At 72.0% G+C, this 26,646-nt stretch carries 26 protein-coding genes; 13 read left to right on the plus strand and 13 right to left on the minus strand.

The window, feature by feature from the left end:
- Positions 1-24 precede the first annotated feature (24 nt).
- Positions 25-3,060 carry an alpha-mannosidase gene (locus tag AS594_RS08275; protein ID WP_069933215.1) on the plus strand — a complete coding sequence of 1,012 codons (3,036 nt, stop codon included), beginning with the start codon at positions 25-27 and terminating at the stop codon, positions 3,058-3,060.
- A gap of 71 nt (positions 3,061-3,131) precedes the next feature.
- Here the strand turns inward: AS594_RS08275 and AS594_RS08280 are convergent, their stop codons facing one another.
- Together AS594_RS08280 and AS594_RS08285 are read right to left on the minus strand one after the other, a co-directional pair.
- A complete protein-coding gene (locus AS594_RS08280; RefSeq protein ID WP_069926361.1) occupies positions 3,132-3,422 on the minus strand; it encodes a hypothetical protein in 291 nt (96 codons plus the stop codon).
- A gap of 131 nt (positions 3,423-3,553) precedes the next feature.
- A complete protein-coding gene (locus AS594_RS08285; protein WP_069926362.1) occupies positions 3,554-4,036 on the minus strand; it encodes a MarR family winged helix-turn-helix transcriptional regulator in 483 nt (160 codons plus the stop codon).
- Between the two features lie 90 nt (positions 4,037-4,126).
- Between AS594_RS08285 and AS594_RS08290 the strand changes: the two genes are divergently transcribed.
- Positions 4,127-4,537 carry an organic hydroperoxide resistance protein gene (locus tag AS594_RS08290; RefSeq protein ID WP_069926363.1) on the plus strand — a complete coding sequence of 137 codons (411 nt, stop codon included), beginning with the start codon at positions 4,127-4,129 and terminating at the stop codon, positions 4,535-4,537.
- 126 nt (positions 4,538-4,663) lie between these two features.
- Here the strand turns inward: AS594_RS08290 and msrB are convergent, their stop codons facing one another.
- The 4 genes from msrB to AS594_RS08310 form a co-directional block, all read right to left on the minus strand.
- The gene (msrB, locus tag AS594_RS08295; protein WP_069926364.1) at positions 4,664-5,071 is read right to left on the minus strand and encodes a peptide-methionine (R)-S-oxide reductase MsrB; all 408 of its coding nucleotides are present in this window, start codon (positions 5,069-5,071) and stop codon (positions 4,664-4,666) included.
- Positions 5,072-5,081: 10 nt separating this feature from the next.
- Positions 5,082-6,476, minus strand: coding sequence for a UDP-N-acetylmuramate--L-alanine ligase (murC, locus tag AS594_RS08300; RefSeq protein ID WP_069926365.1), 1,395 nt, complete (start codon positions 6,474-6,476; stop codon positions 5,082-5,084).
- An 81-nt stretch (positions 6,477-6,557) separates the two neighbouring features.
- Positions 6,558-7,028 carry an indole-3-glycerol phosphate synthase gene (locus AS594_RS08305; RefSeq protein WP_079144732.1) on the minus strand — a complete coding sequence of 157 codons (471 nt, stop codon included), beginning with the start codon at positions 7,026-7,028 and terminating at the stop codon, positions 6,558-6,560.
- Positions 7,029-7,179: 151 nt separating this feature from the next.
- On the minus strand, positions 7,180-7,977 hold the full coding sequence (locus tag AS594_RS08310) for a pyrimidine reductase family protein (RefSeq protein WP_069933214.1): 798 nt from the start codon (positions 7,975-7,977) through the stop codon (positions 7,180-7,182).
- A gap of 37 nt (positions 7,978-8,014) precedes the next feature.
- Between AS594_RS08310 and zapE the strand changes: the two genes are divergently transcribed.
- The 4 genes from zapE (at position 8,015) to AS594_RS08330 (ending at position 12,154) form a co-directional block, all read left to right on the plus strand.
- Positions 8,015-9,112, plus strand: a complete 1,098-nt coding sequence (gene zapE / locus AS594_RS08315; protein WP_069933213.1) for a cell division protein ZapE — start codon at positions 8,015-8,017, stop codon at positions 9,110-9,112.
- A 39-nt stretch (positions 9,113-9,151) separates the two neighbouring features.
- Positions 9,152-9,577, plus strand: coding sequence for an OsmC family protein (locus AS594_RS08320; protein ID WP_069926368.1), 426 nt, complete (start codon positions 9,152-9,154; stop codon positions 9,575-9,577).
- Positions 9,578-9,703: 126 nt separating this feature from the next.
- Positions 9,704-11,089 (plus strand): alkaline phosphatase PhoX, encoded by a 1,386-nt coding sequence (locus AS594_RS08325; RefSeq protein ID WP_069926369.1) that lies wholly within the window; start codon positions 9,704-9,706, stop codon positions 11,087-11,089.
- Positions 11,090-11,260: 171 nt separating this feature from the next.
- Entirely contained in the window at positions 11,261-12,154 is an 894-nt protein-coding gene (locus AS594_RS08330; RefSeq protein WP_069926370.1) for a polyphosphate kinase 2 family protein, read from the plus strand.
- Here AS594_RS08330 and AS594_RS47895 read toward each other — a convergent pair.
- From AS594_RS47895 to AS594_RS08350, 4 genes are read right to left on the minus strand one after another with little or no spacing between them, the layout of a single operon-like run.
- Positions 12,137-13,645 (minus strand): ABC transporter ATP-binding protein, encoded by a 1,509-nt coding sequence (locus tag AS594_RS47895; RefSeq protein ID WP_107358123.1) that lies wholly within the window; start codon positions 13,643-13,645, stop codon positions 12,137-12,139. The genes AS594_RS08330 and AS594_RS47895 overlap by 18 nt on opposite strands.
- Before the next feature lie 5 nt (positions 13,646-13,650).
- Positions 13,651-14,610 carry an ABC transporter permease gene (locus AS594_RS08340; RefSeq protein WP_079144731.1) on the minus strand — a complete coding sequence of 320 codons (960 nt, stop codon included), beginning with the start codon at positions 14,608-14,610 and terminating at the stop codon, positions 13,651-13,653.
- Complete coding sequence (locus tag AS594_RS08345) at positions 14,607-15,635, minus strand: ABC transporter permease (protein ID WP_069933212.1); 1,029 nt, start codon at positions 15,633-15,635, stop codon at positions 14,607-14,609. The genes AS594_RS08340 and AS594_RS08345 overlap by 4 nt, the downstream gene beginning before the upstream one ends.
- Positions 15,620-17,164, minus strand: coding sequence for an ABC transporter substrate-binding protein (locus tag AS594_RS08350; protein WP_079148254.1), 1,545 nt, complete (start codon positions 17,162-17,164; stop codon positions 15,620-15,622). Before AS594_RS08350 ends, AS594_RS08345 begins: the two co-directional genes overlap by 16 nt.
- Before the next feature lie 226 nt (positions 17,165-17,390).
- On the opposite strand from AS594_RS08350, the gene AS594_RS08355 reads away from it, so the two are divergent.
- The 6 genes from AS594_RS08355 to AS594_RS08380 are packed head-to-tail and all read left to right on the plus strand — an operon-like array spanning position 17,391 to position 24,206.
- The gene (locus tag AS594_RS08355; RefSeq protein WP_069926374.1) at positions 17,391-18,386 is read left to right on the plus strand and encodes a TauD/TfdA family dioxygenase; all 996 of its coding nucleotides are present in this window, start codon (positions 17,391-17,393) and stop codon (positions 18,384-18,386) included.
- Positions 18,387-18,415: 29 nt separating this feature from the next.
- Entirely contained in the window at positions 18,416-19,420 is a 1,005-nt protein-coding gene (locus AS594_RS08360) for an ornithine cyclodeaminase family protein (RefSeq protein ID WP_069926375.1), read from the plus strand.
- Complete coding sequence (locus AS594_RS08365) at positions 19,411-20,826, plus strand: type III PLP-dependent enzyme domain-containing protein (protein WP_069926376.1); 1,416 nt, start codon at positions 19,411-19,413, stop codon at positions 20,824-20,826. The genes AS594_RS08360 and AS594_RS08365 overlap by 10 nt, the downstream gene beginning before the upstream one ends.
- 15 nt (positions 20,827-20,841) lie before the next feature.
- Positions 20,842-21,870, plus strand: a complete 1,029-nt coding sequence (locus AS594_RS08370) for a cysteine synthase family protein (protein WP_069935055.1) — start codon at positions 20,842-20,844, stop codon at positions 21,868-21,870.
- A 5-nt stretch (positions 21,871-21,875) separates the two neighbouring features.
- A complete protein-coding gene (locus tag AS594_RS08375) occupies positions 21,876-23,303 on the plus strand; it encodes an MATE family efflux transporter (RefSeq protein WP_069933209.1) in 1,428 nt (475 codons plus the stop codon).
- 60 nt (positions 23,304-23,363) lie between these two features.
- The gene (locus AS594_RS08380; protein ID WP_069926379.1) at positions 23,364-24,206 is read left to right on the plus strand and encodes a polysaccharide deacetylase family protein; all 843 of its coding nucleotides are present in this window, start codon (positions 23,364-23,366) and stop codon (positions 24,204-24,206) included.
- Here the strand turns inward: AS594_RS08380 and AS594_RS08385 are convergent.
- From AS594_RS08385 to AS594_RS08390, 3 genes are all read right to left on the minus strand, one after another.
- Positions 24,193-24,720 (minus strand): GNAT family N-acetyltransferase, encoded by a 528-nt coding sequence (locus AS594_RS08385; RefSeq protein WP_338120147.1) that lies wholly within the window; start codon positions 24,718-24,720, stop codon positions 24,193-24,195. The two genes, AS594_RS08380 and AS594_RS08385, sit on opposite strands and share 14 nt — an antisense overlap.
- A 44-nt stretch (positions 24,721-24,764) precedes the next feature.
- Complete coding sequence (locus AS594_RS44570) at positions 24,765-24,917, minus strand: hypothetical protein (protein ID WP_167368004.1); 153 nt, start codon at positions 24,915-24,917, stop codon at positions 24,765-24,767.
- A gap of 115 nt (positions 24,918-25,032) precedes the next feature.
- Positions 25,033-25,710 carry an AIM24 family protein gene (locus tag AS594_RS08390; RefSeq protein WP_069930359.1) on the minus strand — a complete coding sequence of 226 codons (678 nt, stop codon included), beginning with the start codon at positions 25,708-25,710 and terminating at the stop codon, positions 25,033-25,035.
- An 87-nt stretch (positions 25,711-25,797) separates the two neighbouring features.
- Between AS594_RS08390 and AS594_RS08395 the strand changes: the two genes are divergently transcribed.
- Positions 25,798-26,541 carry a peptidyl-tRNA hydrolase gene (locus tag AS594_RS08395; protein ID WP_069926380.1) on the plus strand — a complete coding sequence of 248 codons (744 nt, stop codon included), beginning with the start codon at positions 25,798-25,800 and terminating at the stop codon, positions 26,539-26,541.
- Positions 26,542-26,646 lie beyond the last annotated feature (105 nt).

Consider the following 26,646-nt stretch of genomic DNA (forward strand, 5'->3'; position numbering starts at 1 on the left):
CGCATCCACCACCGGAGTCACCGCATGCATGACGACCGAAGCATCGTGGAGCACCGCCTGCGCCGCGTCCTCACGGAGCGCGTCGCGCCCGCCGTCCGCTCCCGTTCGCTGCCCCTGACCGTCGGGAAGTGGGAGGCCCTGGGTGAGCCGGTCCCGGTCGCCGAGGGCCTGTCCGCCGGGTACGAGCCGTCGGGGGCGGGGCAGGCGTGGGGCCCGGCGTGGGGCACCACCTGGTTCAGGCTCACGGGCCGGGTGCCGGACGAGTGGCGCGGGCGTACCGTCGAGGCCGTCGTCGACCTCGGCTTCGACCGGCGGATGCCGGGCTTCCAGTGCGAGGGCCTGGTGTACCGGCCCGACGGCCGGGCCGTGAAGGGCCTCCATCCCTTGAACGACTGGGTGCGGATCGCCGGCCCGGCCGAGGGCGGCGAAGAGGTGCTGCTGTACGTCGAGGCCGCGTCCAACCCGGTGCTGGCCGGGCAGACACCGACGTACGAGGGGGACAGGCTGACGGCGTCGGCCGACCCGCTGTACCGCGTCGGGCGGGCGGACCTGGTGGTCTTCGAGACCGAGGTGTGGGAGCTGGTCCAGGACCTGGAGGTGCTGGGTTCGCTGATGCCGGAGCTGGCGGAGAGCGACGCGCGGCGCTGGGAGGTCCTGCGCGCGGTCGAACGCGCGCTGGACGCCGTCGACCTGGCCGACATTCCCGGTACGGCGGCCCGCGCCCGCGCGGAGCTGACCGCAGTCCTCGCCTCCCCCGCGAACGCGTCCGCGCACCGCGTCAGCGCCGTCGGGCACGCGCACATCGACTCGGCGTGGCTGTGGCCGTTGCGCGAGACGGTGCGCAAGGTCGCCCGTACCTGCTCCAACGTGGTGGCCCTGATGGACACCCGCCCGGACTTCGTGTTCGCGATGTCGCAGGCGCAGCAGCTCGCCTGGATCAAGGAGCACCGGCCGGAGGTCTTCGCGCGCGTTCGGGAGAAGATCGCGAGCGGGCAGTTCGTGCCGGTCGGCGGCATGTGGGTGGAGTCGGACACCAACATGGTGGGCGGGGAGGCGATGGCCCGTCAGTTCCTGTACGGGAAGAAGTTCTTCCTGGACGAGTTCGGCGTCGAGACGAACGAGGTCTGGCTGCCGGACTCCTTCGGTTACACGGCGGCCCTGCCCCAGCTCGTCAAGCTGTCGGGCTCGAAGTGGTTCCTGACCCAGAAGATCTCCTGGAACCGGTCCAACGCGTTCCCGCACCACACCTTCTGGTGGGAGGGCATCGACGGCACGCGCGTCTTCACGCACTTCCCGCCGGTCGATACGTACAACTCGGACCTCGGCGGTGCGCAGATGGCACACGCGGCCCGCAACTACCGCGAGAAGGGCCGGGCCTCGCGCTCGCTCGTGCCCTTCGGGTGGGGCGACGGCGGTGGCGGGCCCACGCGCGAGATGCTGGCGCGGGCGGAGCGGCTGCGGGACCTGGAGGGGTCCCCGAGAATCGCGGTGGAGAAGCCGTCCGCCTTCTTCGCGAAGGCGGAGGCGGAGTATCCGGACGCTCCGGTGTGGGCGGGCGAGCTGTACCTGGAGCTGCACCGCGGTACGTACACCTCGCAGGCGAAGACCAAGCAGGGCAACCGCCGCAGCGAGTCGCTGCTGCGCGAGGCGGAGCTGTGGTCGGCGACGGCGGCGGTGCGGGTGGCCGGGTACTCGTATCCGTACGAGGACCTGGAGCGGATCTGGAAGACGGTCCTGCTGCACCAGTTCCACGACATCCTGCCGGGCTCGTCGATCGCGTGGGTGCACCGGGAGGCGCGCGGGACGTACGCGCGGGTGCGGGCGGAACTGGAGGCGATCACGGCGGGCGCGCAGGCGGCGCTGGCGGGCGGGGGAACGGCGCAGGTGACGTTCAACGCGGCTCCGCACAGCCGTCGTTCGGTCCCGGCGGGCGGCGCGGCGGTGGTCGCTCCGTCCCGTACGCCGGACCCGGTCACGGCGGTGCGCCACGCGTCCGGCGGCCACGAACTCTCCAACGGCCTCCTGCGCGTCATGATCGATTCACGCGGCCTGGTGGTCTCGGTGTACGACGTGGGGGCGCGGCGGGAGGCGGTGGCGCCGGGCGGTGCGGCCAATCTGCTCCAGATCCACCCGGATTTCCCGAACATGTGGGACGCGTGGGACATCGACGAGTTCTACCGCCACAACGTGACGGACCTGGTGGACGCGGACGGCGTCACCCTCACCGAGTCGTCGGACGACCGTGCGGTGGTGACGGTCACGCGCTCCTTCGGCGACTCGACCGCCGTACAGCGCCTCACGCTCCGCTCGGGCGCGAAGGTGCTCGACATCGAGACGGAGGTGGACTGGCACGAGACGGAGAAGCTGCTGAAGGCGGCCTTCCCGCTGGACGTGAAGGCGGACCGGTCGGCCGCCGAGACGCAGTTCGGGCATGTCTTCCGTGCCACGCACACCAACACCTCGTGGGAGGCGGCCAAGTTCGAGATCTGCGCGCACCGCTGGATCCAGGTGGAGGAGCCGGGGTGGGGCGCGGCGATCGTCAACGACTCGACGTACGGCCATGACGTGACCCGTACGGTACGGGCCGACGGCGGCCAGACCACGACCGTCCGCCTCTCCCTCCTGCGCGCCCCGCGCTACCCGGACCCGGCCACCGACCAGGGCACCCACCGGCTGCGTTTCGCGCTGGCGCCCGGCGCGACGGTCGTCGACGCGGTGCGCGAGGGGCACTGGATCAACCTTCCGGAGCGTACGGTCACCGGTTCCGGCGCCCCCGTCCGGCCGCTGCTCACCTCCGACGACGACCGGGTGGTCGTCGAGGCGGTGAAGCTGGCCGAGGACCGCAACGGCGATGTGATCGTGCGACTGTACGAGGCGTCCGGCGGTCGCGCGTCGGCGACTCTCGCGGCGGGCTTCCCGCTCGTCTCGGCGACGGCGACGGATCTGCTGGAACGCCCCCTGGCGGACTCGCCGGCGTACGAACCCACACCGGAGGGCGCCTTGAGGGTGACACTCCGGCCGTTCCAGATCCTGACGCTGCGTCTGGGGCGGGGTGACTGAGGCGGTGCGGCTCGGGTCACGGGCCGGACCCCCGTGACGACGTCCTGAGCCTGTTCCGCGCGCCCGACGGCTCAGAACAGGGAGGGCACCTGCGTCCAGACGAGCGCCGTGGCGACGAGGTGCGGCAGCCACAGGGCCCATGCCGCCTTCCATCTGCGTGCCACCACGGCCGTGGCGGCGAGGAAGACGGTGGACAGGGCGAGGCAGAGGTTCGCGCCGGCCACGAAGTCCCGGTCGGTCGTCGGGTTCACTTCCCTGCCCATCGCCGAAAGGCTCAGGCTCAGCATGAAGGCGGCCATGACGTACAGGGCGGCGGCCACGGCCGCACGCAGCCACAGGGCCACGGTCCGGTTCTCGGACATCACGGTCCATCCGTCCCGCACGGAGCGCCGAAGCGCCGGGGGGCGGGGACGCCGGGGCGTCCGGGAGCCGCGGCACAGCGGGCGCGGCGCGAGCACGCGTCGTCGGCGGCAGTGGTGAACACAGCCCGGACCTAACCCTGAGCCTCGTCGAGGGCGCCGGTCAGGCGTGCCAGCAGCCCTTGCAGGCCGAGGACCTCCTCGACGGACAGGCCCGTCGCCGCGAGGATCCTGCGCGGCACGGGCAGCGCCCGCTCACGCATCTCCTCGCCCGCTTCCGTCAGCCGGACGGTCACCGAGCGCTCGTCCTCGGCGCTGCGCTCGCGCCGCACCAGGCCGGCGGCCTCCAGTCGCTTGAGCAGCGGGGAGAGCGTGCCGGAGTCGAGGCGCAATTGCTCGCCGATCGCCTTGACGGGCTGCGGGCCGTGCTCCCACAGCACCAGCATGGCCAGGTACTGGGGGTAGGTGAGGCCGAGATCCCTGAGCGCGTCGCGGTAGACGCCGCCGAAGGCGCGCGAGGCCGCGTGCAGCGAGAAGCAGACCTGGTGATCGAGGCGGAGCAGCTCCGCGTCGGACACGGCGGGCAGCGTCGGGTCGGTGGTCGGCGGTGGCGTCATGGGTCCAGAGTAACCTCCCCGGCCGATTTAGTTGTGCACAACTGAATCGTGTGCAACTATTTTGACCTCCCGACGAAACGAGGACACCCCATGAACGCGCTGTACACCGCTGTCGCCACCGCCAACGGCCGCGAGGGCCGCACCGTCAGCTCCGACGGCCAGATCGACCTCGCCCTCGCGATGCCCCCGGCTCTCGGCGGCAACGGTCAGGGCACCAACCCGGAGCAGCTCTTCGCCGCCGGGTACGCCGCCTGCTTCGCCAGCGCGATGGGTCAGGTGGCGCGCCAGATGAAGGTCGACACCAAGGACGTCTCGGTGACCGCCGAGGTGTCCATCGGCAAGGACGACACGGGCTTCGGGCTCGCGGTCGTCATGCGCGTGGAGCTCCCGGACGCCCTGGCGGGCGAGACGGGCCGGCAGCTCGTCGAGGCGACCCACGCCTACTGCCCGTACTCGAAGGCCACCAGCGGCAACATCGAGGTCGAGCTCGTCATCGAGTAGGTCCGGTCACGCGCGGCGGTGCCGGACCGGCCCGCCCGTTCACACCGACGCGCCCCGTACCACCGGATCGGATCCGGGGTGCGGGGCGCGTCGGTGTGTCGGCTCGGGCGGCTCCTGCCGCGGCCGTCAGACCTCGTCGGGGGTGAGCCGCAGCGAGATGGAGTTGATGCAGTAGCGCTGGTCCGTGGGCGTGGGGTAGCCCTCGCCCTCGAAGACGTGGCCCAGGTGTGAGCCGCACCTCGCGCAGCGGACCTCCGTGCGCGTCATGCCGTGGGAGGTGTCGGCGATCAGTTCGACCGCGTCCGTGTCCTTCGGGTCGTAGAACGACGGCCAGCCGCAGTGCGACTCGAACTTGGTGTCCGAGCGGAAGAGTTCCGCCCCGCACGCGCGGCAGGAGTAGACACCCGTCGTCTTCGTGTCCGTGTACTCACCGACGAAGGCCGGCTCCGTGCCGGCCTGACGCAGGACGGCGTACTCGGCGGGCGTCAGTTCCGCGCGCCACTGCTCGTCGGGCTTGTCGACGTCGTACGGCATGGGGGCTCCCTCAGTTCGACAGGCGGGCGAGGATCTGCGGGCCGAGGTCCGTCACGTCTCCCGCGCCCATCGTGAGAACGAGATCGCCCTGCTTCGCCATTCCCGCGATCACGTCCGGCACCGTCGCCTTGTCGGCCACCGCCGTCACGTCGGCTCCCGCCGCGCGGGCCGCGTCGATGATCAGGGCGCTGGTGATGCCGGGGATCGGGTCCTCGCGGGCCGGGTAGATGTCGAGGACCACCGACGCGTCCGCGAGGGCCAGGGCCTGGCCCATCTCGGTGCCCAGCTCCTGGGTGCGGGAGAAGAGGTGGGGCTGGAAGACCACGAGCAGGCGCGCGTCGGACGCCGCGCCGCGCATGGCTTCCAGGTCGGCGGTCATCTCGGTCGGGTGGTGGGCGTACGAGTCGATGACCTGCACGCCGTTCACCTCGCCCTTGAGCTGGAGGCGGCGCTTCACGCCGGTGTACTTGCCGAGGGCGGACGCCAGGTTGTGCGCCGGGATGCCCAGGGCCACGCCCGCCGCCAGGGCGGCGACCGCGTTGTGCGCGTAGTGGCGGCCGGGCACGGAGACCGTGAAGGTGAGGTAGCGGCCGTCGAGGACGACCGTGACCTCGCTGGTCAGGCCGCGCGGGGTGACCTTGTGAACGCGTACGTCGGCCGACGGGGAGTCCCCGTACGTGACGATCTTCAGGGTGGAGAGGTCACGGAGGCGGGACGTCAGTTCCACGGCGCCCGGCTGGTCCGCCGTGATGACCAGCGTTCCGCCGGGGACGATCTTGCCCGCGAAGGTCTCGAAGGAGTCGTAGATCTCGTCCATCGAGGCGTAATTGGCGTGGTGGTCCAGCTCGACGTTGAGGACGATCGCGACCTCGGGGTCGTACTTGTGGAAGCTGCGGTCACTCTCGTCCGCCTCGGCGACGAAGATGTCGCCGGCGCCGTGGCGGGCGTTCGTGCCGGGGCCTTCGAGGTCGCCGCCGATGGCGTACGACGGGTCGAGGCCGAGCTCGGTCAGGGCCACGGCCAGCATCGAGGTCGTGGTCGTCTTGCCGTGCGTGCCCGCGACGGCGATGGCCCGCAGGCCCTCCATCAGCGAGGCCAGCGCGTCGGAGCGGTGCACGACGGGGATGCCGAGCTCGGCGGCGCGGACCAGCTCCGGGTTGTCGGCGCGGATGGCACTGGAGACGACGACGCAGGTGGAGTCGTCCGCCAGGTGCCCGGCGGCGTGGCCGATGTGGACCGTGGCGCCCAGCGCGCGCAGGGACTCGGCGGTCGCGGACTCCCGCGAGTCGCTGCCCGCGACCCGTGCGCCGCGCTGGGCGAGGATCTTCGCGATCCCCGACATTCCGGCGCCGCCGATGCCGATGAAGTGCGGTCGGTCCATGGCGGTGGGAAGGCCGGGTGCCATACGTATGTCTCCCAAGGTGTGACGAGTGAACGGCGGCCCGCCGGTGCGGGCGCGGTGCCCCCGTGCGAGCGGTGCCCCAGCCTATTCGTTGTGGGCGAAGAGCTTGAGCACCGGTACGCCGACCTTGTGACGGGCGCGCGACGCCCAGTCCCGGTGGAAGAACTCCTCGACGTAGTGCGGAGCGGTCAGGACGATCACTTCGTCGGCGCCCGTCTCGGCCACCACCGACTTGAGCAGGTCCAGCGGGTGATCCTCGACGACCTGGCCGACGGCGTCGTTGCCGCGCGCCCGCAGGGCCTCCAGGGTCACCTCCAGGCCGCGCTGCGCCAGCGGCTTCGCCTCCTCGCCGCGGGGCTCCTCGGGCTCGCGGACGGCTTCGTCGACCTGGCCGAGCGCCACGTCGTCGATGGCGCGCAGGAGGACGTCCGCCTGGTCGCCGCGGGGCTGCATCAGGACGACGAAGGAGACGCCCTCGTCACCGTGGAGGGTGCTGACGAAGTCCACGTCGACGGACGACAGGGGCTTCTCGATCATCAATACGCTCGTGAACACGGCGGGCGCCCTTCTCTTCTCCTTGGGCCGGCGCTTCTGAGTGGCGCCGCCGGCCCCCTGCGGAAACCATCCTTCCCCGTGCCCGCACGGGGTCTGCGTGAGATAAGTGTGCCCAGCGAAAGCTAAGCGGAACGGTCAATTCCGCGGCCGGTCAGATCCGACGGTACTGGGTGAAAAGGAACCCGGCCTCCTCCAGGACGGACGCCAGTGCGAATCGCTCGGGGACCGACACGCCGGGCCCGTCGGCGATCCGCTGGGCGCGGCCGGCCGTGAGCACGGGCGAGACCGTCAGGCACAGCTCGTCCAGTACCCCGGCCGCGATGAACTGCGCCAGGAGCCTCGGCCCGCCCTCGGTCAGCAACCGGGTGAGCCCGCGCGCGGCCAGCGCCTCCACCATGCGCGGCGGCTCCACCGCCGCGCCGTCCCCGACGACCAGGACCTCGGCCCCGGCCTCCCGGGCCGCGCGGACGCGGTCCACAGGGGCCGTGGCACCGGTCAGGACGAGGGTCGGGACCAGCGGGGAGGTGAACAGCGGAAGGGAGAAGTCCAGGTTCAGGCTCGCGCTGACCACCGCGATGGCGGGCGCGGGGCCCTGGCCCGCCGCCGCTCTGCGCGCCGCGAACGCCTCGCGCGCGGGGGCCGGACGGTACCCCTCCAGGCGGACCGTCTCCGCGCCGACGACCACCACGTCGGCCAGCGCCCGCAGCGTGCCGAAGATCCGCATGTCGGTGTCGGAGGAGATCGGCTGCGAGCGGCCCTCGTGCTGGGCGGCACCGTCGAGCGAGGAGACCATGTTGGCCCGCAGCCAGGCTCCGGACGCTCCGCGCTCCTTCGGGTATGCGTAGGCGTCGGCCAGCTCGTCGAGGCTCCACTCCCCGTCGGCGGCACCGGCGGAGGCGGCCGGGGCGGCGGGGACTGTTTCGTCGGTCACAGGGAACAGGCGTCGCATGCCGAGCAGTGTGGCACGGCGCCTAGACTTGAGCCCCGTGTCGTCCTCCACCGCCGCTCATGGGCCCGTTCCCATAGCCGAAGCGGCCCCCCTGTCCCTGTGCGCACGCGAGCCGCACGTCCCCGCCGACCGCCTGGTCGCGGAGATGGTGCCGCCGCCGCGCTTCGACTCGGTGCGCTTCGATACGTACGTACCGGACCCCGGCCAGCCGAGCCAGAGCGAGGCGGTCCGGGTCCTCAGCACCTTCGCGGCCGGACTCGGCGGGGCCTCGGCGATCGGCGGCGGCAAGCGGCGCTGGTTCGAGTTCGGCAAGAAGCCGGCCGCGCCCACCGCGCCGCGCGGCGTCTACCTCGACGGCGGGTACGGCGTCGGCAAGACGCACCTCCTCGCGTCGCTCTGGCACGCCACCCCGGCCGCCCCCGAGCTCAAGGCGTTCGGCACCTTCGTGGAGCTGACCAACCTGGTCGGCGCGCTCGGTTTCCAGCAGACCGTGCAGACGTTGAGCGGGCACCGCCTGCTGTGCATCGACGAGTTCGAACTCGACGACCCGGGCGACACGGTGCTGGTCTCGTCGCTGCTGCGCAGGCTCGTCGAAGCGGGCGTCGCGCTCGCCGCCACCTCGAACACGCTGCCCGGCAAGCTCGGCGAGGGCCGCTTCGCCGCCGTCGACTTCCTCCGTGAGATCCAGGGCCTGTCGGCCCACTTCCGGCCGCTGCGCATCGACGGCGAGGACTACCGCCACCGCGGCCTGCCCGAGGCCCCTCCCCCGTACTCCGACGAGCAGGTCACCGGGGCGGCGTACGCCACCGAGGGTGCCAGCCTCGACGACTTCCCCCGCCTGCTCGACCACCTCGCCAAGGTGCACCCGAGCCGGTACGGGGCGCTCACGGACGACGTGCGCGCCGTCTGCCTGACCGATGTGCGTCCGGTGCCGGACCAGTCGACGGCGCTGCGGCTCGTCGTACTCGCCGACCGGCTGTACGACCGGGAGGTGCCGGTACTGGCCTCCGGGATGCCGTTCGACAAGCTGTTCAGTGAAGAAATGCTGAACGGCGGCTACCGGAAGAAGTACTTCCGGGCGATCTCCCGGCTGACGGCGCTGGCGCGCGACGCGAAGGGCTTGATCGCCCAGTAAGTTGGCCCTGGATCACCATCCGCGAGAAGGGCTTTCGATATGGCTGCAACGCGTCAGGCACACAGCGTCTGGGAAGGCGACCTCTTCAAGGGCAAGGGCACCGTCACCCTCGACTCGTCCGGCATCGGCGAGCACCCCGTCTCCTGGCCGGCCCGCACCGAGGAGCCGAACGGCATGACCAGCCCCGAGGAGCTGATCGCCGCCGCCCAGTCCAGCTGCTACAACATGGCGTTCTCCAACGTGCTCGCCAAGGCCGGCACCCCGCCGACCCGTCTCAACACCAAGGCCGAGGTCACCTTCGTGCCGGGCGAGGGCATCACCCGCGTGCACCTCACCGTGCAGGGCGAGGTGCCGGGCATGGACGAGGCGGACTTCGTCAAGGCGGCCGAGGAGGGCAAGGCCAACTGCCCGGTCAGCAACGCGCTGGCGGGTACGACGATCACGCTGAGCGCGTCGCTCGTCTGACCTGGGGCGGGACGCGTCGGGCAGACGCGCCCACTGAGGCGGTGTGGCCCGCATGGTTCACGCGAGATCACTTGCGTGGTACACACGTGCGGGTCACGTTCCTGTCCGCCAGCAGGGAGTTACCTCATGTCTGAAACAGCCCCCACGTCCGCGTCACGCCGTCAGGTCCTCGCCCGCGCGGGCGCCCTGGGCGTCGGTATCGCGTTCGCCGGGTCGGTGTCGGAGATCTTCGCCGGCACGGCCGCCGCCCAGGGACTGGGCCGCGGCGGGTACGGGCCGCTCGTCCCGGACCCGGACGGGCTCCTCGATCTGCCCGAGGGTTTCCACTACAAGGTCCTCTCCCGCGAGGGCGCCGCGCTGCGCTCGGGCGAGGGAAAGGTTCCTTCCAACCACGACGGCATGGCTGCCTTCAGAGGCCACCACGGCCGCGTCCATCTCGTCCGTAACCACGAGAACCGCCACAACGCCAAGATCGGCGTCCCGACGGTCAAGGGCCTCACCTACGACCCGGCGGCCAAGGGCGGCTGTACAGCCCTCGCGCTCGACGGCCGCGACAACGTCCTCGGCGAGCGCGTCGCCATCGCCGGCACGGCCGTCAACTGCGCGGGCGGGCCCACCCCTTGGAACACCTGGCTCACCTGCGAGGAGAACGAGGACAAGGCCGGCACCAACGGCTACACCAAGGACCACGGCTTCATCTTCGAGGTCGACCCGGTCGACCCGCGCCGCACCGGCGCCGTCCCGCTCACCGCGATGGGCCGCTTCCAGCACGAGGCGATCGCCGTGGACCCGAGGACCGGCATCGTGTACGAGACCGAGGACGCGTTCCAGAAGCCATTCGGCCTCTTCTACCGCTTCCTCCCCGAGGCGCCGCTCGGCGGCACCGGCTCGCTGCGCGCGGGCGGCGCGCTGGAGGCGATGCGCGTTCCGGGCGTACCCGACCTGTCGGCGGTCCAGGAGACGGGCGCGAGCTTCGGCGGCGTCGAGTGGGTGCCCGTGCCGGACCCGCTGGCGAAGGAGACGCCAATCCGGCTCCAGGACTTCGGCCCGAAGGGCATCACGCACGCGCAGAAGCTGGAGGGCTGCTACTGGGGCGACAAGGCGGTGTACTTCGTCTCCAGCTTCGCGCGCAGCGCGGAGGGCTCCGCGGCCGACCACTTCGGCCAGGTGTGGAAGTACGAGCCGGGGAAGCGGCGGCTGACGCTGGTCGTGGTCTTCGGCCCGAGCACGGACATCCAGCTGCCCGGCGAGTCCCCCGACAACATCTGTCTGGCCCCGCGCGGCGGCCTGATGGTGTGCGAGGACGGCAACGGCGCGCAGCACGTCTACGGGCTGACCAAGCGCGGCGACGTGTACGCGATGGCACGCGGCCGGCAGAACATCGGCACACCGGAGGAGCCGGAGTGGGGCGAGTTCGCGGGCGTCACCTTCTCGCCGGACTGCGCGACGATGTACGTGAACTGCTATACGCCGGGCACGACCTTCGCCGTGAGGGGGCCGTTCCACGGCTGAGTTGGGCGCAGGGGGCGGGTCGCGCCGGCCCGCCCCCACTCCCCCGGGTGAATACCGGCCCCCGGTGCCCGTCCCGTACGGCCACCCCCCGGTGGCGTCCCGTACCGGTCGCGGATTTCGCCGGGCCGTCGCAGGATCGAGGGAACCGACGGGACCGGCGAGGAGTGTGCGGTGGCCAGGAGGAAGCCCGCGAGGGAGCAGCCGAGGCCGGGGAGCCCGCTGCGTGTGCTGCTGCGCGTGCCGGAGGGTGAGCGCGTCAGCCTCTCCTCGTACGACACCGGGGGAACGCCGGGGTTTCCCGCCGGCCCGCCGCCGCTGAAGGCGGCCGGGCTGGCCGCCACCGCCCAGCTGGGTGAACGTCTCGCCGGGCTCCAGGAGCGTCTGTACGCGGCGAGCACGGCGGGCGACCGGCGGCGCCTGCTGCTCGTGCTCCAGGGCATGGACACGAGCGGCAAGGGCGGCACCGTCAAGCACGTCATCGGTCACTTCAATCCCTCGGGCTGCCGGGTCAAGGCGTTCAAGGCGCCGACGGCGGAAGAGCGGAGCCACCCCTTCCTCTGGCGGATCACCAAGGAGCTGCCGCGTCCGGGCGAGATCGGCATCTTCGACCGTTCGCACTACGAGGACGTGCTGATCGCCCGCGTGCGCGAGCTGGCGCCGCGCGAGGAGATCGGCCGCCGCTACGGGCAGATCAACCGCTTCGAGCAGAACCTCGCCGACGAAGGCGTCACCGTCGTCAAGGTCTTCCTGCACATCGGCTACGAGGAGCAGCGCCGCCGGCTCCTCAAACGGCTCGACGATCCGGACAAGCACTGGAAGTTCAGCCCGGACGACATCGAGGAGCGCGCGCTGTGGCCCGCCTACCAGGAGGCGTACGAGCTGACCCTGGAGCGCTGCTCGACCGGGGCCGCCCCGTGGTTCGTGGTCCCGGCCGACCGCAAGTGGTACCGCAACTGGGCGGTCAGCAGGCTGCTGCTCGACCACCTGGAAGCGCTGGATCCGCGCTACCCGCGGGGGGATTTCGATGTGGAGGAGTGCCGCCGGCGGCTACTGGGCGACCCCTGAGCCCAGGATCTGACGGGTGGCGCCCGACTCGGCGACCCGGCCCGCGGACAGTACGAGCAGGGACTCGGTGCGGCTCGCGACCATGCGCAGGTCGTGGCTGATGAGGACCAGGGCGAGGCCGCGGCGCTCCCGCAGGTCTTCGAGCAGGTCCATGACCGAACCCGCGGTCCTGTCGTCGAGCGCCGAGGTCACTTCGTCGCAGACCAGTACGTCGGGGTCCGCCGCCAGCGCACGCGCTATGGACGCGCGCTGGCGCTGGCCTCCGGAGAGCTCGTGCGGGTAGCGGTCCGCGAAGTTCGCGGGCAGACCGACCTGCTCCAGCAGCTCCAGGACGCGGGCGGGGGCCTCGCGGCGGCCGGCGCGCCGGTGCAGGCGCAGCGGCCGTCCGAGCGTCTCGCCGACGGTACGGCTGGGGTTGAGGGTGCCCAGCGGGTCCTGCGGTACGAGCTGGAGACGCCGGCGCTGTTCGCGCGTACGGCCCTGGGCGGCCGGGGCGAGACGTACTCCGTCGAGGGTCACGGTGCCGGCGGTCGGGCGGTGGAGGCCGACGACGGCGCGCACGAGGGTGGTCTTCCCCGACCCCGAGGGGCCGACGATGCCCGTACTGGCTCCGGCGGCGACGGTGAGGCCGACGTCGTAGAGGACGGGAACCCCCCGGCCGCCCTGTACGAACGCCGCGCGGAGGCCGGAGACGGAGAGCCTCGGTTCGCCCTCGCCCTCGCCCCCGCCTTCACCTTCGGGGAGCGGGCGGGCGCGGGCCGCGGGCCGCGGGGCGGCCGGCGGCCCGAGGGTGTCGGGCGAGAGGTCCGTGACGTCGTCCGCCAGCCGGGCGACCAGGTCCGCGTCGTGGCAGGACAGGGCGACGGCCAGGCGGTGATGGACCGCCAGGTGCCGCAGCAGCTCGGCGATCTCGTCCCTCAGGTCCGGGTCGAGACCGGCGGTCGGCTCGTCGAGGAGCAGTACGGCGGGGCGCCTGGCCAGCGCCCTGGCCAGGGCGACCCGGCGCTGCTGGCCGCCGGACAGCTCGCCGGGGCGACGCGCCATGAACCCGTTGTCGGTGGGCAGTTGCACCTCGGCGAGCAGCGCGCGTACGGCGTCGGGGTGCCGGTCGACGGCGACTTCGGCGAGCAGCCGCCGCACCTTCATCCGCGGGTTGAGTCCGGAGCCGGGGTCCTGGCCGAGGTAGGCGACGCGGCGGCGGCGCAGGGCGCGCAGCGCGGCCGGGCCGAGGGACAGCACGTCGTGCCCGAGCGCTTCCACCCGGCCGCCGGTGCACCGGGCTCCGGGCGGCAGTACGCCGGTCACGGCCCGCAGCAGCGTGGTCTTGCCGCAGCCGGACGGGCCGGTGAGCGCGGTGACGCGGCCGGGGCGTATCTCCAGGCCGCCGCCGTCCAGGAGCAGGCGGCCGTCCGGCGCCGCGACGGTCAGGCCGGTCACCTTCACCGCTGTCCCGGAGCCGGGAACCTGGCCCTCGGGGTACCACTGGGGCATGTGGTTCACAGTGCGGTCACCGTCTTCCTGCCGGGCTGCGGAACGAGCGCCGAGGCCGCGAGATTGACGCTCATGGCGAGGAGGCCGATGGCGATGCTGGGGGCCAGGACCGCCCAGGGGTTGAGGACGATGCCGCCCGAGTTCTCACGGATCATCAGCGCCCAGTCGGCGGCGGGCGGCTGCGGGCCGACCTGGAGGAAGCCCGCGGTGGCGACGATGTAGACGGCGGCGACGAAGCGCAGTCCGAAGAGTGCGAGCAGGGTGGCGCGCAGATTGGGCAGGACTTCGCGTACGACCAGATGCCACAGCCGTTCGCCGCCGACGGCGGCGGCCTCGATGTAGCCGGAGGCCGCGACCGGCGCCGCCGCGCCGGACACGAGACGCACGGCGTAGGGCACGCCCATCACGACGGCGGCGGCGATCACGGCGTACCGGCCGCCGCCGGGCCAGGACAGGGCGATGAGCAGGATGCCGAGTACGGCGGGGAGCAGCATGAGCACGTCCGCGGCGCGTTCGACGACCCGCCCGACGGCCGGGCGCAGGGCGCCGACCGCGCCGAGCAGCGCGGCCGCGGCGGTGACGAGGACGGCTACGAGGAGGGAGGTCGCGATGAGTTCGCGCCCGCCGGCGAGCAGGCGGGTGAGTACGTCGCGCCCGAGCTGGTCACCGCCGAGCGGCGCGCCGGCGCCCGGTTCGGCGTACGGGGCCGTCACCGGGGTGTCGATGGCGTGCGGGGCGAGCCACGGTCCTACGGCGGCGAGGGCGACGAGCAGCAGTGCGGGCAGGACGCGTAGGACGAGGCCCTTGCGGGTCCGGTGGCGCGGCACGCCCCGCGCGGGCCGGGACGGGCCGGGAGCGGACGGGGTGGTGGCAGCCGCGCCGGCGGGGCCGCACTCAGCCGCCGCCTCGGTCGGCGCCGCCTCGGCGGGGCCGGAAGCCGGCGGTGGTTTGCGGGCGGGGGTCATGTGCGGCCTCCGGAAGCCCAGGCGCGTACGAGATCGGCGAGCAGCAGTACGCCGGTGATGACGGCGCCGGTGACGGCGACGACCCCGGCGATGACCGGACTGTCGCGGTCGGCTACGGCACCCGCCAGCACCGACCCGATGCCGGGGTAGTTGAAGATGGTCTCCACCACGACGGCGCCGCCCAGCAGCATGCCGGTCGAGGTGGCGATGCCCGCCGCGATGGTGGGCATGGCTCCCGGCAGCAAGTGGTGGGTGAACACCCGGTGCCGCGGCAGCCCGTCGATCACGGCGCTCTCCACGTGCGGTGCCTTGGCCTCGTCGGCCAGGGCGGCACGCACGATGCGCGTGTTCCATCCGATCTGCGGGACCGCCAGGGCCAGTACGGGCAGAACGAGCATCTGCCAGGACGCGGGTGACCCGTCGGAGTCGGTGAGGGTGACGGCGGGCAGCCAGCCGGTCCACAGCGCGAAGACCAGCACCAGGGCCACGGCGACCACGAATTCGGGCAGCGCGAGGATGCCGGTGGCCGTCGCCGAGACCGCCCGGTCCGCGCCGCCGCCGGGCTTGAGCGCGGCCCAGCAGCCGAGGCCGAGCGACACGGCCAGGGTGACGAGGAGGGCGAGACCGCCGAGCAGCAGGGTGTTGGGGAACGGGCGGGACAGCAGGTCGGCGACGGACTCGCCGCGCGCGGACGTGCCGAGGTCACCGGAGGGCAGGCCGGTCATCCAGTCGGTGAAGCGGCTGAGGACCGGCCGGTCGAGTCCGAGGAGTGCGCGCCGCTGCTCCAGATCGGCCGCGCTCTCGCCGCGCTCCGACGTCGCGTTGGCGGCGTCGCCGGGGAGCAGTTCGACGGCGGCGAACACGGTGGCGAGCAGTACGGCGAGCAGCAGCGCCCGGCGGGCGAGCAGCGCGAAGAGGCGGCCCACCCGCCTCGCCCTAGCCAGCATGGTCCCGGCCGGCCGGGGTTGTCCGACGTCCGGCCCGGCCGCGGGCCGCCGCGCCGTACCGCTCAGCGCGCCAGCCATGCCCGCTCGAGCTGTACGCGTCCGTAGCCGGGCAGGGTCGGCAGGCCGCGCACGGGGGCCGCGGCGAGGTCGATGCCGTCGGCGACGCCCCACAGCAGGTAGCCGGACTCGTCGTGCTCGATCCGCTGGAGGTCGCGCAGCACCTTGGCGCGCGCGGCGGGGTCCTTCGTACCGGTGACCCTCCGGTACGCCGCGTCGAACTCGGCGCTGTCCCAGGCGGCTTCGTTCTGCCCCGAGTCGGAGACCATCGTCTTGCTGGCGAGGAACACGACGGAGTCGTTCGTGCCCCAGTACGTGGTGTACAGGTCGCCCTTGAGCCAGGTCTTCTCCCAGAAGGTGGCGGACTCCTGCTTGACCACCTCGATGCGCACACCGGCCTCGCGGACCTGCGTCGCGAACAGCGTCGCGGACTCGGCGAGCCCGGAGATGTCCTCGGTGGTGTGCAGCTTGTACGTCTTGGAGGTGTCGAAACCGGCTTCCTGCAGCAGCGACTTGGCCTTCGCCAGGTCTCGGGCGCGCTGCGGAATGTCTTTGGCGTAGGCGGGGTCGCCGGTGCCGAGGATGTCGTTGCCGACCTTGCCGTATCCGGACAGGACCTGCTTGACCATGGCTTCGCGGTCGACGGCCAGCTTCAGCGCCTCGCGCACCTTGGGGTCGGCGAAGGGGCCGGACGACGTACGCATGACGATGGGCATCGCCATGTCGTCGGGGCGGCGGACGATCCGGATGTCCTCGCGCTTCTCGGCCGTACGGGCGGCCACCGCGCCGACGTTGGAGGCGACGTCGATCTGTCCGGCGAGCAGGGCGTTGGACATGGCCTGCGGGGACTCGAAGATCTTGACCTCGACGGCGTCGAGCAGGACTTCGCCGCCGTGCCAGTCTTCGTTGCGTACGAGCCGGGCGTTGCCGGAGCGGAACCAGTCCAGCTTGAACGGGCCGGTGCCCGGGGCCTTCCCGATCTCCTTGTCCTTCGTGCCCTTCTTGAGGACGAAGGTGGTCAGGCGGGTGAGCAGGGGCAGTTCGGCGTTGGGGTGGTCGGAGACCAGTACGACGGTACGGGCGCCCTCGGCCTTGATGTTCGCGGCCTTGATGCCCGGCAGCCGGGAGGCACCGGACGGGGTGCCGCGCAGCCGGCGCAGGGACCAGACCACGTCGTCGGCGGTGACCGGAGTGCCGTCGTGGAACGTGGCGCCCTCGGCGAGCGTGAAGCGCCAGGTCTTCAGGTCGTCCGACGCCTTCCAGGCCGTCGCGAGGCGGGGAGCCGTGTTGGTCTTGGCGCCGGGCGCGGTGAGCGTGTCGTGGACGAGCGAGATGATGAGGTAGTCGCTCTCGTTGGCCTGGGTTCCGTGCGGATCGCGGGTGATGGCGCCGGCCCGGCCGAGGGCGCCGATCCTGAGCGTTCCGCCCTTTCTGGGCTTGGCGTCCGCGCCGGCGGGTTCGGCCGACGTACCGCCGTTCCCCGAGCAGGCGGCGAGGAGTGCCGTCGTGACTGTCGCTCCGCCGGCCCACAGCACTTGGCGCCTGTTCATTTCCACGTACGTCCTCGATCCGCTTCGGCACAACTGATGCTTAGGGTTGCCTACCCTAATAGTGCAGGTCGCCGCAACCTCACCCTCGCTTTCAACTATCTTTTGCGTCGTGGAAGTTGATGGATCGAACAAATATGGCCATGACTCAAAAGTAAGGTTTGCCTAACCTAAGTTAGCTGCTACGTTCGAGCCATCCCTGCCACCCACGGAAACGGACGACTTCGCCATGAGCACGGCAGCCGCACCTGTCCGCCAGCTCGATGCCCACACGGTGGGCGAACTCCGCCGGGCCGCGGAGAAAATCCTGACCGAGTTCGGGACCTCCGCCACGTCCCGCCCGCTGCTGGAGCGCGTCGCCCAGCAGGCCGGCGAGTTCAGCCAGACGCTGCGCCACCACTGCCGCCCCGTCGACACCGCCGACGGCCTGTTCGTCCTGCGGGGGCTGGAAATCGACGACGAGGCCGTGGGCCCGACGCCCGCCGACTGGGCGAGCGCGGGCGGGAGCGGCGCCCTGCACGACATCGAACTGCTGCTGCTCGCCACCGCGATGGGCACTCCGCTCGCCTGGGAGGGCCAGCAGGACGGCCGCTTCGTCCACAACATCGTGCCGTCTCCCGGGCACGAGACCGAACAGACCGGCGCCAGCAGCACCGTGCTCCTCAGCCCGCACACCGAGGACGCCTTCCACCCCGGCCGCGCACACCTTCTGATGCTCGGCTGCATGCGCAACCACGACAGCATCGCGACCACCGCCGCGAGCATCCGCCGGGTCCGCCTGAGCGACGAGGACATCGACCTCCTGACACGCCCGGCCGTGCCGATCCTGCCCGACGACGCCTACGCCGACGCCCAGGGTTACGCCGCCGAAGCGCCCCCGCCCGTACCGGCCCTGTACGCGAGCGACGAGGGCATGACGCTGCGCTTCGACCCGGCGTACACGCCGCTGGAGGGCGCCGACGAGGAGTACCGGGCCGCGTACGGACGGCTGGAGGCCGAACTGTCCCGCGTGTCCGTCGCGGTCAGCCTCTCGCCCGGCGAGGTGCTGGTCGTCGACAACGACCTGGTCGTGCACGGCCGGGTGCCGTTCGCGCCCCGGTACGACGGCACCGACCGATGGCTCAAGCGCGCCTCCGTCCGCATCCCCGGGCGGCTCACCCGCCCCCCGGCGGAAGCCCGCGAACACGGATACGGACAGGCCGCCCTCGAAGCGCGCGCCGCCTGAACACCCGCCCACGGCCCGGAGGGACCACCATGACCGGTATATCGAAAGCACCCGACGACAAGCACCTGCGGATCCTGTCCACCACCGACCTGGCCGGGATCGACATATCCCTGGCCGACGTCGTCGACACGGTGGAGGGCGCCTACCGCACCCTGCACGCCGGCGAGTCCGACAACCCGCGCAAGCTGAGCGTCAAACCACGCGACGGCCACTCGGTGTCGTACGCCATGCTCGGCCGGGACGGCTCCCGCGACGTCGTCGCGATCAAGACCTCGTACAAGCACGGCCTGGACAAGGACCGCGACGCGCAGCACTACTACACGGCGCTCACCCTGTACGACGACGTCACCGGTCTCCCGCTGGCGATGATGGACTGCTCCCGCATCGGATCGCTGCGCACCCCGGCCGTCTCCGCCCTGCTGGCACGCGAACTCGCCGCGCCCGGCGCCCGCAGCGCGCTCGTCATCGGTACGGGAACGCAGGGCCGCCTCGCGCTGCCGTTCCTGCTCACCACACTGCCGGAGCTGGACCGTCTGATGCTGTCCGGCACCCACCCCGACGGCATCGCCGCCGTACGCGAGCAGTTGCGGGTCCACTTCCCGGACCGTGACGTGGAAATCGTCACCGACCTGCGGTCCGCCGCCGGTGAAGCCGACGTCGTCGTCGCCACCGCCGGGCCGCACACGCCCGCAGCCGTCGAGGCCGACTGGCTGCGGCCCGGCGCGCTGTCCGTGCTCGTCGGCCACGGCCTCGCGCCCTCGACCCTGCACGAGGCCGACCGGGTCATCGCGACGAGCGAGGCGCAGATGAACGTCACCGGTACGGACATGGCCGACGCCGACGGCAAACTCCCGTCCGTCGACGCCGAGTTCCCGCCCGTGATCGCGGGAGCGGCGGTCGGCCGCCGCTCTCCCGGCGAGCGGATCTTCGCGTACAACAGCGGTCTCGTCGTCACCGACATCGCCCTCGGCCACCGCTTCGCGCAGCTCGCCGTCGCCCAGGGCCTGGGTACCGAGGTGCCGCTGTGGCAGTGAGCACCACCGGCTGGCCCACGCTGCCCGCCCTGCCCGACTCCGCCACAGCGGCGGTGCTCGGCAGCGGGCTGCTCCAGGAACTTTCGTACGCCTTCTCGGGACCGTTCCACTTCCTGCTGCCCGAGGCTTTCGACGCCAACCTGCGGGACCTGCGAGCGGCCCTGGACGAGGCGGGTGTGGACGGCAGCGTCTACTACGCGAAGAAGGCGAACAAGGCCGCGCTGTGGGTCGAGCGCTGCTCGCTGAACGGCGCGGGCGTCGACGTCGCCTCGCTGGGAGAGCTGCGCGAGGCGCTCGGCCACGGCGTACGCGGCGAGGACCTCGTCGTCACCGGTCCGGCCAAGGGCCGCGACCTGCTGCGGCCGGCCGTCCAGCACGGCGCCCTGATCGCCGTCGACTCGCTCGGCGAACTCGACGACCTCATCACGACCGTGCTGAGCGGCGCCCGCCGCCCGGCCAGGCTGCTGCTGCGCTGCCTGCCGCCGGACCAGCCGCACAGCCGCTTCGGCATGAACGAGGCCGAGCTGTCCGCGGCGACCGACCGGTGCCTGCGGGCGGGTGACGCCGTACGCATGGAGGGCTTCAGCTTCCACCTGTCCGGGTACGCGATCCAGCCGCGCGCCGACCTCGCGGCGCACCTCGTCGGCCTGTGCCTCAAAGCCCGCGTGCAGGGCCTGGAGGCGGGACGCATCAGCATCGGCGGCGGGCTGCCCATGAGCTACACCGACGCGGACAGCTGGCACACCTTCCTCAGCGAGCAGAACAGCGGGCACTACCACGCGGGCAAGTCCTTCAGTACGGGTGACTTCTACCCGTACTACGCCCCGGCCTCCGGGGCCGACGCGCTGCGCGCACTGCTGGCCGCCCGCCCCGAGGGGCACGGCGGAAGCCTCGCCGGGCTGCTGAAGGAGGCGGGGGTCGAGCTGCTCATGGAGCCGGGGCGCGCGCTGCTGGACCGCGCGGGCGCGACCGTGTTCCGGGTGCAGGGCGTCAAGGAGCGGGACGGCTACCGGATACTGACCGTCGACGGGAGCAGCCTGAGCCTGTCGGAGCAGTGGTTCAACAGCGAGTACCTGCCCGACCCGTACCTGGTCCCGGGCAGCACGGGCGCACCCTCGGAGACACCGTCTTCCGACACTCCTGCCGCCGAAACGCCTCCCGCCGGTACGTGGCCCGCCTGCGTGGGAGCCGCGACCTGCCTGGAGTCGGACATGGTCAGCTGGCGGAAAATCCCCTTCCGCCGTCCGCCCGGCGTCGGTGACCTGCTGGTCTACCCCAACACCGCCGGCTACCAGATGGACTCCAACGAGTCGCCCTTCCACGATCTGGCCATCCCGCCGAAGGTCGTCGTCGACCACACCGAACGCCCGCGCCCGCGCTGGCGCCTGGACCGTCACTTCACCTGACAGGAGCATGCGAATATGCCCGGAGCACTTCAGCGCCCCGCCGTGGTCTCCCGCGTGTCCGACCTCATCGGCTGCACCCCGCTGCTGGAACTGGCCACCACCGAGACCGGCAGCCGCCTGCTGCTGAAACTGGAGATGTTCAATCCCACCGGCACGGCGAAGATCCGCATGGCGCGCCAGATGGTCATCGACGCCGAGGAACGCGGGGAACTGCGCCCCGGCGGCCGGATCATCGAGTCCACCTCGGGCAACACCGGCCTCGGCCTCGCCGTCGTCGCCGCCGAGCGCGGCTACACCTTCACCGCCGTCGTCGACCACCACGCGTCCCCCGACAAGCTGCGCGGCATGAAGGCACTGGGCACGGAGCTCGTGTACGTCGCCGACGAGGGCACCGAGGAACTCGCCACCGCCGCCCGCGAGGAACTCGCCAAAGAGATGGCGCGCGGCCAGGACAACACCATCTTCACCGAACAGCACAACAACCCGAGCAACGGCGTCGGTTACTTCCCCGTGGCCCACGAACTCCACGAGGCGCTCAACGGCCGGCTCGACATCCTCGTCGGCGCGGTCGGCACCGGCGGAGCCCTGTGCGGCACCGCCCGCGAACTGCGCGGTCTCATACCCGGCTTCACCACCATCGGTGTCGAGCCGAAGGGGTCGATCGCGTTCGGCGGGCCCGCCCACGACTACTACCAGTCGGGCACCGGAACCCCCGAAGGAGCCGAGATAGGCGCCCTGGTCGACTTCTCCCTGATCGACGAGGGCGTGAAGGTCGGAGACGTGGAGGCGTTCGCGACCTGCCGCGCCGTCGCCCGTACGGGCCTGCTGATCGGCGGCTCGGCGGGAGGCGTCGTGCACGAAGCCCTGACCCGGCTGCCCGGCCTGCCGCCCGGCACGACTATGGTCGCGCTGGTCAACGACGGCGGGGAGAAGTACATGGACAGCGTCTTCAACGACGACTGGATGCGGGAGCGGGACCTGCTCGACCCCGCGGCCGAGCGGGAGATCGAAGAACTCCTGACCAAACTCCGCGGGAACCGATAACCCTGATGCTGACCACGCTCCTGCGCGACAGCCGCGCACTCGCCGCTCTCGCCGTCCCGCTCGTCCTCACGCAGCTCGCCCAGGTCGCGCTCACCACCACCGACACGGTGATGATGGGCCTGCTCGGTACGCGGGAACTGGCGGCGGGCGGCCTCGCCATCGTCATCTTCAACCAGGTGCGCACCATGGGTGTCGGCCTCGTGACCTCCGTCGGCAACCAGGTCGCCGCGGCGGCTGCCCGCGCCGAGCGGGCCGCCGCCGACGCGGGCCGCGAGGGTGCGCCCGACGGCCGGGTGGAGGAGCGGCGCGAGGAAGTGCGCGCCATCGTGCGCGCGAGCCTGGCCGTGGCGACGCTGGCGGGCGTCGCCGGCGCCGTGATCATGCTGCTGATCGGCCAGGTTCTCGTACGGCTCGGCCAGGACGCCGCCGTCGTCGAGCTGACGCGGACCATGCTGCTCGCCCTGGCGCCGGGCCTGCTGCCGTGCCTGTGGTTCCAGGCCGTCCGGCAGTTCACGGTCGGCATGCGCCGGCCGCAGGCGCTGCTCCGGATCACCATCGCGTCCATCGCCGTCAACGCGGGGCTGAACTGGGTGCTGATCCACGGCACCTGGGGGCTGCCGAAGCTGGGTCTCACCGGCATCGGCGTCGCGACGTCCACCGTGTACCTGCTGTCCTTCGTCGCCCTTTACGCGTCGGCGAAGCGGGACAGCGAGCTGGCGCCCCTGCTCACGCTGAACGCGGCCAAGGCCGATCCGGCCACCGTGAAGCGCCTCATCGGGCTCGGCGTGCCGATCGCGGCGACGTACGGCTCGGAAGCGGGCTTCTTCTCCGTCACCGCGCTGATGGCCGGGGCTTTCGGACCCGCCGCGCTCGCCGCGCACACGGCCGTCAACCAGCTCGTCTACATCGTCTTCCAGGTCGCCGTGGGCCTGTCGCACGCCGCGTCCATCCACGTCAGCCGCGAGCTGGCCCTCGGCCGCACCGACGACGCACGCCGCATCAAGAACACCGCGCTCGCCTGCGCGGGGGCCGTCATGGCGGTCGTCGGCGTCGTGTACCTCACCGTCCCCCGGCTGGTCCTGCGCCCCTTCCTGGATTCCGGTTCCGGGTCCGAGCAGGCCCTGACGATCGCCACGCAGCTGCTCGTCGTCACGGCCTTCCTCCAGTTCTTCGACTGCGCGCAGAACATCGGGGTCGGGCTGCTGCGCGGCCTCGACGACACCAAGAGCGGCTTCCGCATCACCCTGATCGGTTACTGGGCGGTCGGGCTCCCGGCGGCCTGGCTCCTCGCCCGCCCTCTGGGTCTCGACACGCTCGGCATCTGGCTCGGGCTGCTCACCGGCCTGGCCACCACAGCCGTGCTGCTGCTTCGCCGTTACTCCAGCTCGCTCGCCGCCCGCTCGGGCACCCATTCGGCAGTAGCGCCCGCGTAGCGGACGGAAGATTGACGCATAATCATATAGCTTCCGTCGGTGACCACTTTTGTACGAAGAATGGCGACGGTGGCGGTCCTCGGTGCGGCCCTCGCGGGATGCGGCAGCGGCGGCGGCGATCCACAGGGGTCGCTCGCCGCCCCGCCGCCGACCTCGGCTTCCGCTTCCGGTTCCGCTTCCGTCGCCCCTTCCGGGCGGGCAGCTCCGCCGACCCTCGCGGCGGGCCCGGGCGGTCTCACCCCGGTCTTCGAACGCGCCCCGGACACCCGTACCAAAACCGTCGCGCTGACCTTCGACGCCGACATGACGGCCGACCAGGGCCCCCGGGCCGCGCGGGGTGAGCACTTCGACAACCCGGCCCTGATCGCCTCCCTGCGCAGGCTGAGGGTCCCGGCGACGGTCTTCATGACGGGCCGCTGGGCCGAGGAGTACCCGGACCAGGCCCGGTCCATCGGGCGGGACCCGCTCTTCGAGATCGCGAACCACTCGTACAGCCACCACGCCTTCGCGACCCCCTGCTACGGCCTGCCGACGGTCTCCGGGCAGCGGATGCGCGCCGACGTGGAGCGTGCCTTCGCCGCGTTCCGCAAGGCCGGGGCGCGGAACGTCGTCCCGTACTTCCGTTTCCCGGGCGGCTGTTACGACGACGAGGCCCTGCGCGCCATCGCCCCGGCGAAGGTGACGGCGGTCCAGTGGGACGTGGTGAGCGGCGACGCCTTCGCCCGCGACGGGGACGCGGTGGCCGAGCAGGTCCTGGCGGGCGTGCGGCCGGGCTCGCTGGTCGTCATGCACTGCACGCGCAGCGCGGCCCCGGTGACCGCGCAGGCGATCGCGCGGATCGTGCCGGAGCTGCGCGAGCGCGGCTACCGCTTCGTGAAGGTCTCCGACCTCATGAAGCGCTGAGGAAGCGGGAGGCCGGCACCTCGTACAGGGTCTCCATGCCGTCCTCCTCGTCCCACAGTTCGCCTGTCGCGGTGAACCCGAAGCCGGCAAGGGTGGCCAGGGACGCCACGTTGTCGGGCCGGACCGACGCCCGGACCGTGGTCACCCCCGGCTCGGCGGCGGCGCGGCGCAGCAGCTCGGTGAGGGTGGCCCTGGCGTACCCGCGGCGGCGGAAGGCGGGGTCGACGGCGTACCCCAGCTCGACCATGCCCGCGTCGTCGGGCGGCCCGTGGAAACCGCCGTGCCCGACCACCGCACCGCCCTCCCCGCACACCGCGAGCCGCCCGCACCAGCGCGCCCGTGCCGGGTCGCCGGCGATCTGCCCGAGGCGGTAGCGCCACAGCCACAGCGCGCCGTCGGTCAGGAAGAAGTCGGTCAGGGCGACCCCGGCCACGGCGCTCGCACCGGCCAGGTCACGGTCCAGCAGGGCCGTCATGACCGCCCCGTCCAGCTCCACGAAACTCGGCTCTTTCACGCTGCGGATGATCGTCCGCCGTCCGTCCGGCTGTCCACCGGATTTCAGCCGGAGCAGGCCGTGCGCTGCGCCTCCTGCCATGCGCAGACCGGGCAGTACACGACGCCCTTGACCGACTCCGGGTATTCGGTGGGCTCGCGGCACAGCACGCACTCGGCGTACGCCGTGTCCTTCTCGTCGACTTCCTTCTCGTCCATACCTACGAGCCTACTCAGCCGCGCGCCGCGGACCGGGCGCACCGACCGCCGGGCCCCCGCCGCGCGGAATCCGGGGGGCCGCCGACGCCGTACCGGCGGCCCGCCCCCGCGAGCGTCAGCTGGACGCCGCCTTCTCGGGCTTCAGCTCGCTCGGCCGGACGATGACGAAGCCGTCGCCCTGGAGCATCAGCTGGACCGCCTCGCCCGAGCCGCCGCGGATCATCGAGCCGACCGACTGCGAGCGGTGCAGCGACGTGTTGAGCTGGGCGCTCCAGCCCACCACCGCGTCGGTGTCGACGTACACGGGCTGCTGCTGCGACACGGGGATCACGATCGGGTTGCCCTCGCAGATCACGGCGAGCTTGCCGTAACCCGAGAAGACGCTGTTGAAGAGGCCGCCGCCGGTCATACCGGCGCCCTTCACCGTCTTGATCTCGTACGAGAGGGTCGCGTCGAAACACAGCACGTTGCGGCCGTTCACGGTGAGCGCGTCGCCCTGGTCTATGTCGACGATGAAGCAGTTCTGCGCCTCGTGCGCGAACCACGCCTCACCCTGGCCGCGCACGGCCATCAGCGCCAGCCCCTCGCCGGTGACGGCGCGCTTGAGCATGCCGCCGATGCCCTGGCCCTTGCGTTCGAACTGGAGGTTGCCGCGGAAGGCGATCATCGAGCCCTGCCGCGCGTGCATCTCGCCATTGACGGCGTACTTCACCGACTTGGCGTTCTGGAGGGTCATTCCCGGGGCAGTGGCCTGCTGCGCCATGTTCTCTGTGGCAAAAAGATCACTCTTCATGCGGATCATCCTTACCCGGAGGCATACGCTCCGCCAAGATGCCGGGGGATGAGAGGGCGCGTGACCCCGGCTGGCAGACTGGGCCCGGTGAGCAGCGACAGCATTCCCGGCACCCCGGACGTCCCGGACAGCCCCTTCCGGCACGAGCCGACGGCACGCGACGAGGCCCCGCAGTTCGTGCTTCCCCTGGTCGTCCACATCGAGAAGGACGACCCGCCGGCCCGTACGGACGCCCTGGAGACCGCGGCCCGCGCGGTGCTGGTGATGCTGTCCGACGAGCGGTCGCTGGGCGAGGGCGAGTGGGCCGGGGTGATGCGGCTCTGGCAGGACGCCCGGATCCGCAAGGTGGTGCGGCGGGCGCGCGGCGCGGAGTGGCGCAAGGCGTCCGCGCTGCCGGGCATCACGGTCACGGGGAAGGCGGCTGAGGTGCGTGTCTTCCCGCCCGTACCGCTGGACGGCTGGCCCAAGGAGCTGGCGAAGCTCCAGGTATCGGGCACGGACCTGGACGATCCGCTGCCGCCGCCCCCGGCCGCCCCCGACGGCGCGGTGCTGTGGCTCAGCCCGGACCTCGACATGTCGGCGGGCAAGGCGATGGCGCAGGCCGGTCACGGGGCCCAACTGGCGTGGTGGGACCTGCCGGAGGCGGAGCGCGAGGCGTGGAGGGCCGCCGGCTTCCCGCTCGCCGTCCGTACGCCCGAGGCGGGCCGGTGGCGCGAACTCACCGCGGGCGGGCTGCCGATAGTGCGGGACGCGGGCTTCACGGAGATCGCGCCCGGCTCCTGCACGGTGGTCGCCGACCACCCGGCACTGCGCCGGGCGCCCCGCGCCTAAACCCTTTCCCGCCGTACGCCGTTGAACGCGCCGCCCGTGCCGTACGTACCTACGAATACTTTACAAGTAGGTTGTCCGGCCGCCCGGCAGGCGGTTGGTTCGACG

It is taken from the genome of Streptomyces agglomeratus, assembly GCF_001746415.1.
GTDB classification, from domain to species: Bacteria; Actinomycetota; Actinomycetes; order Streptomycetales; family Streptomycetaceae; genus Streptomyces; species Streptomyces agglomeratus.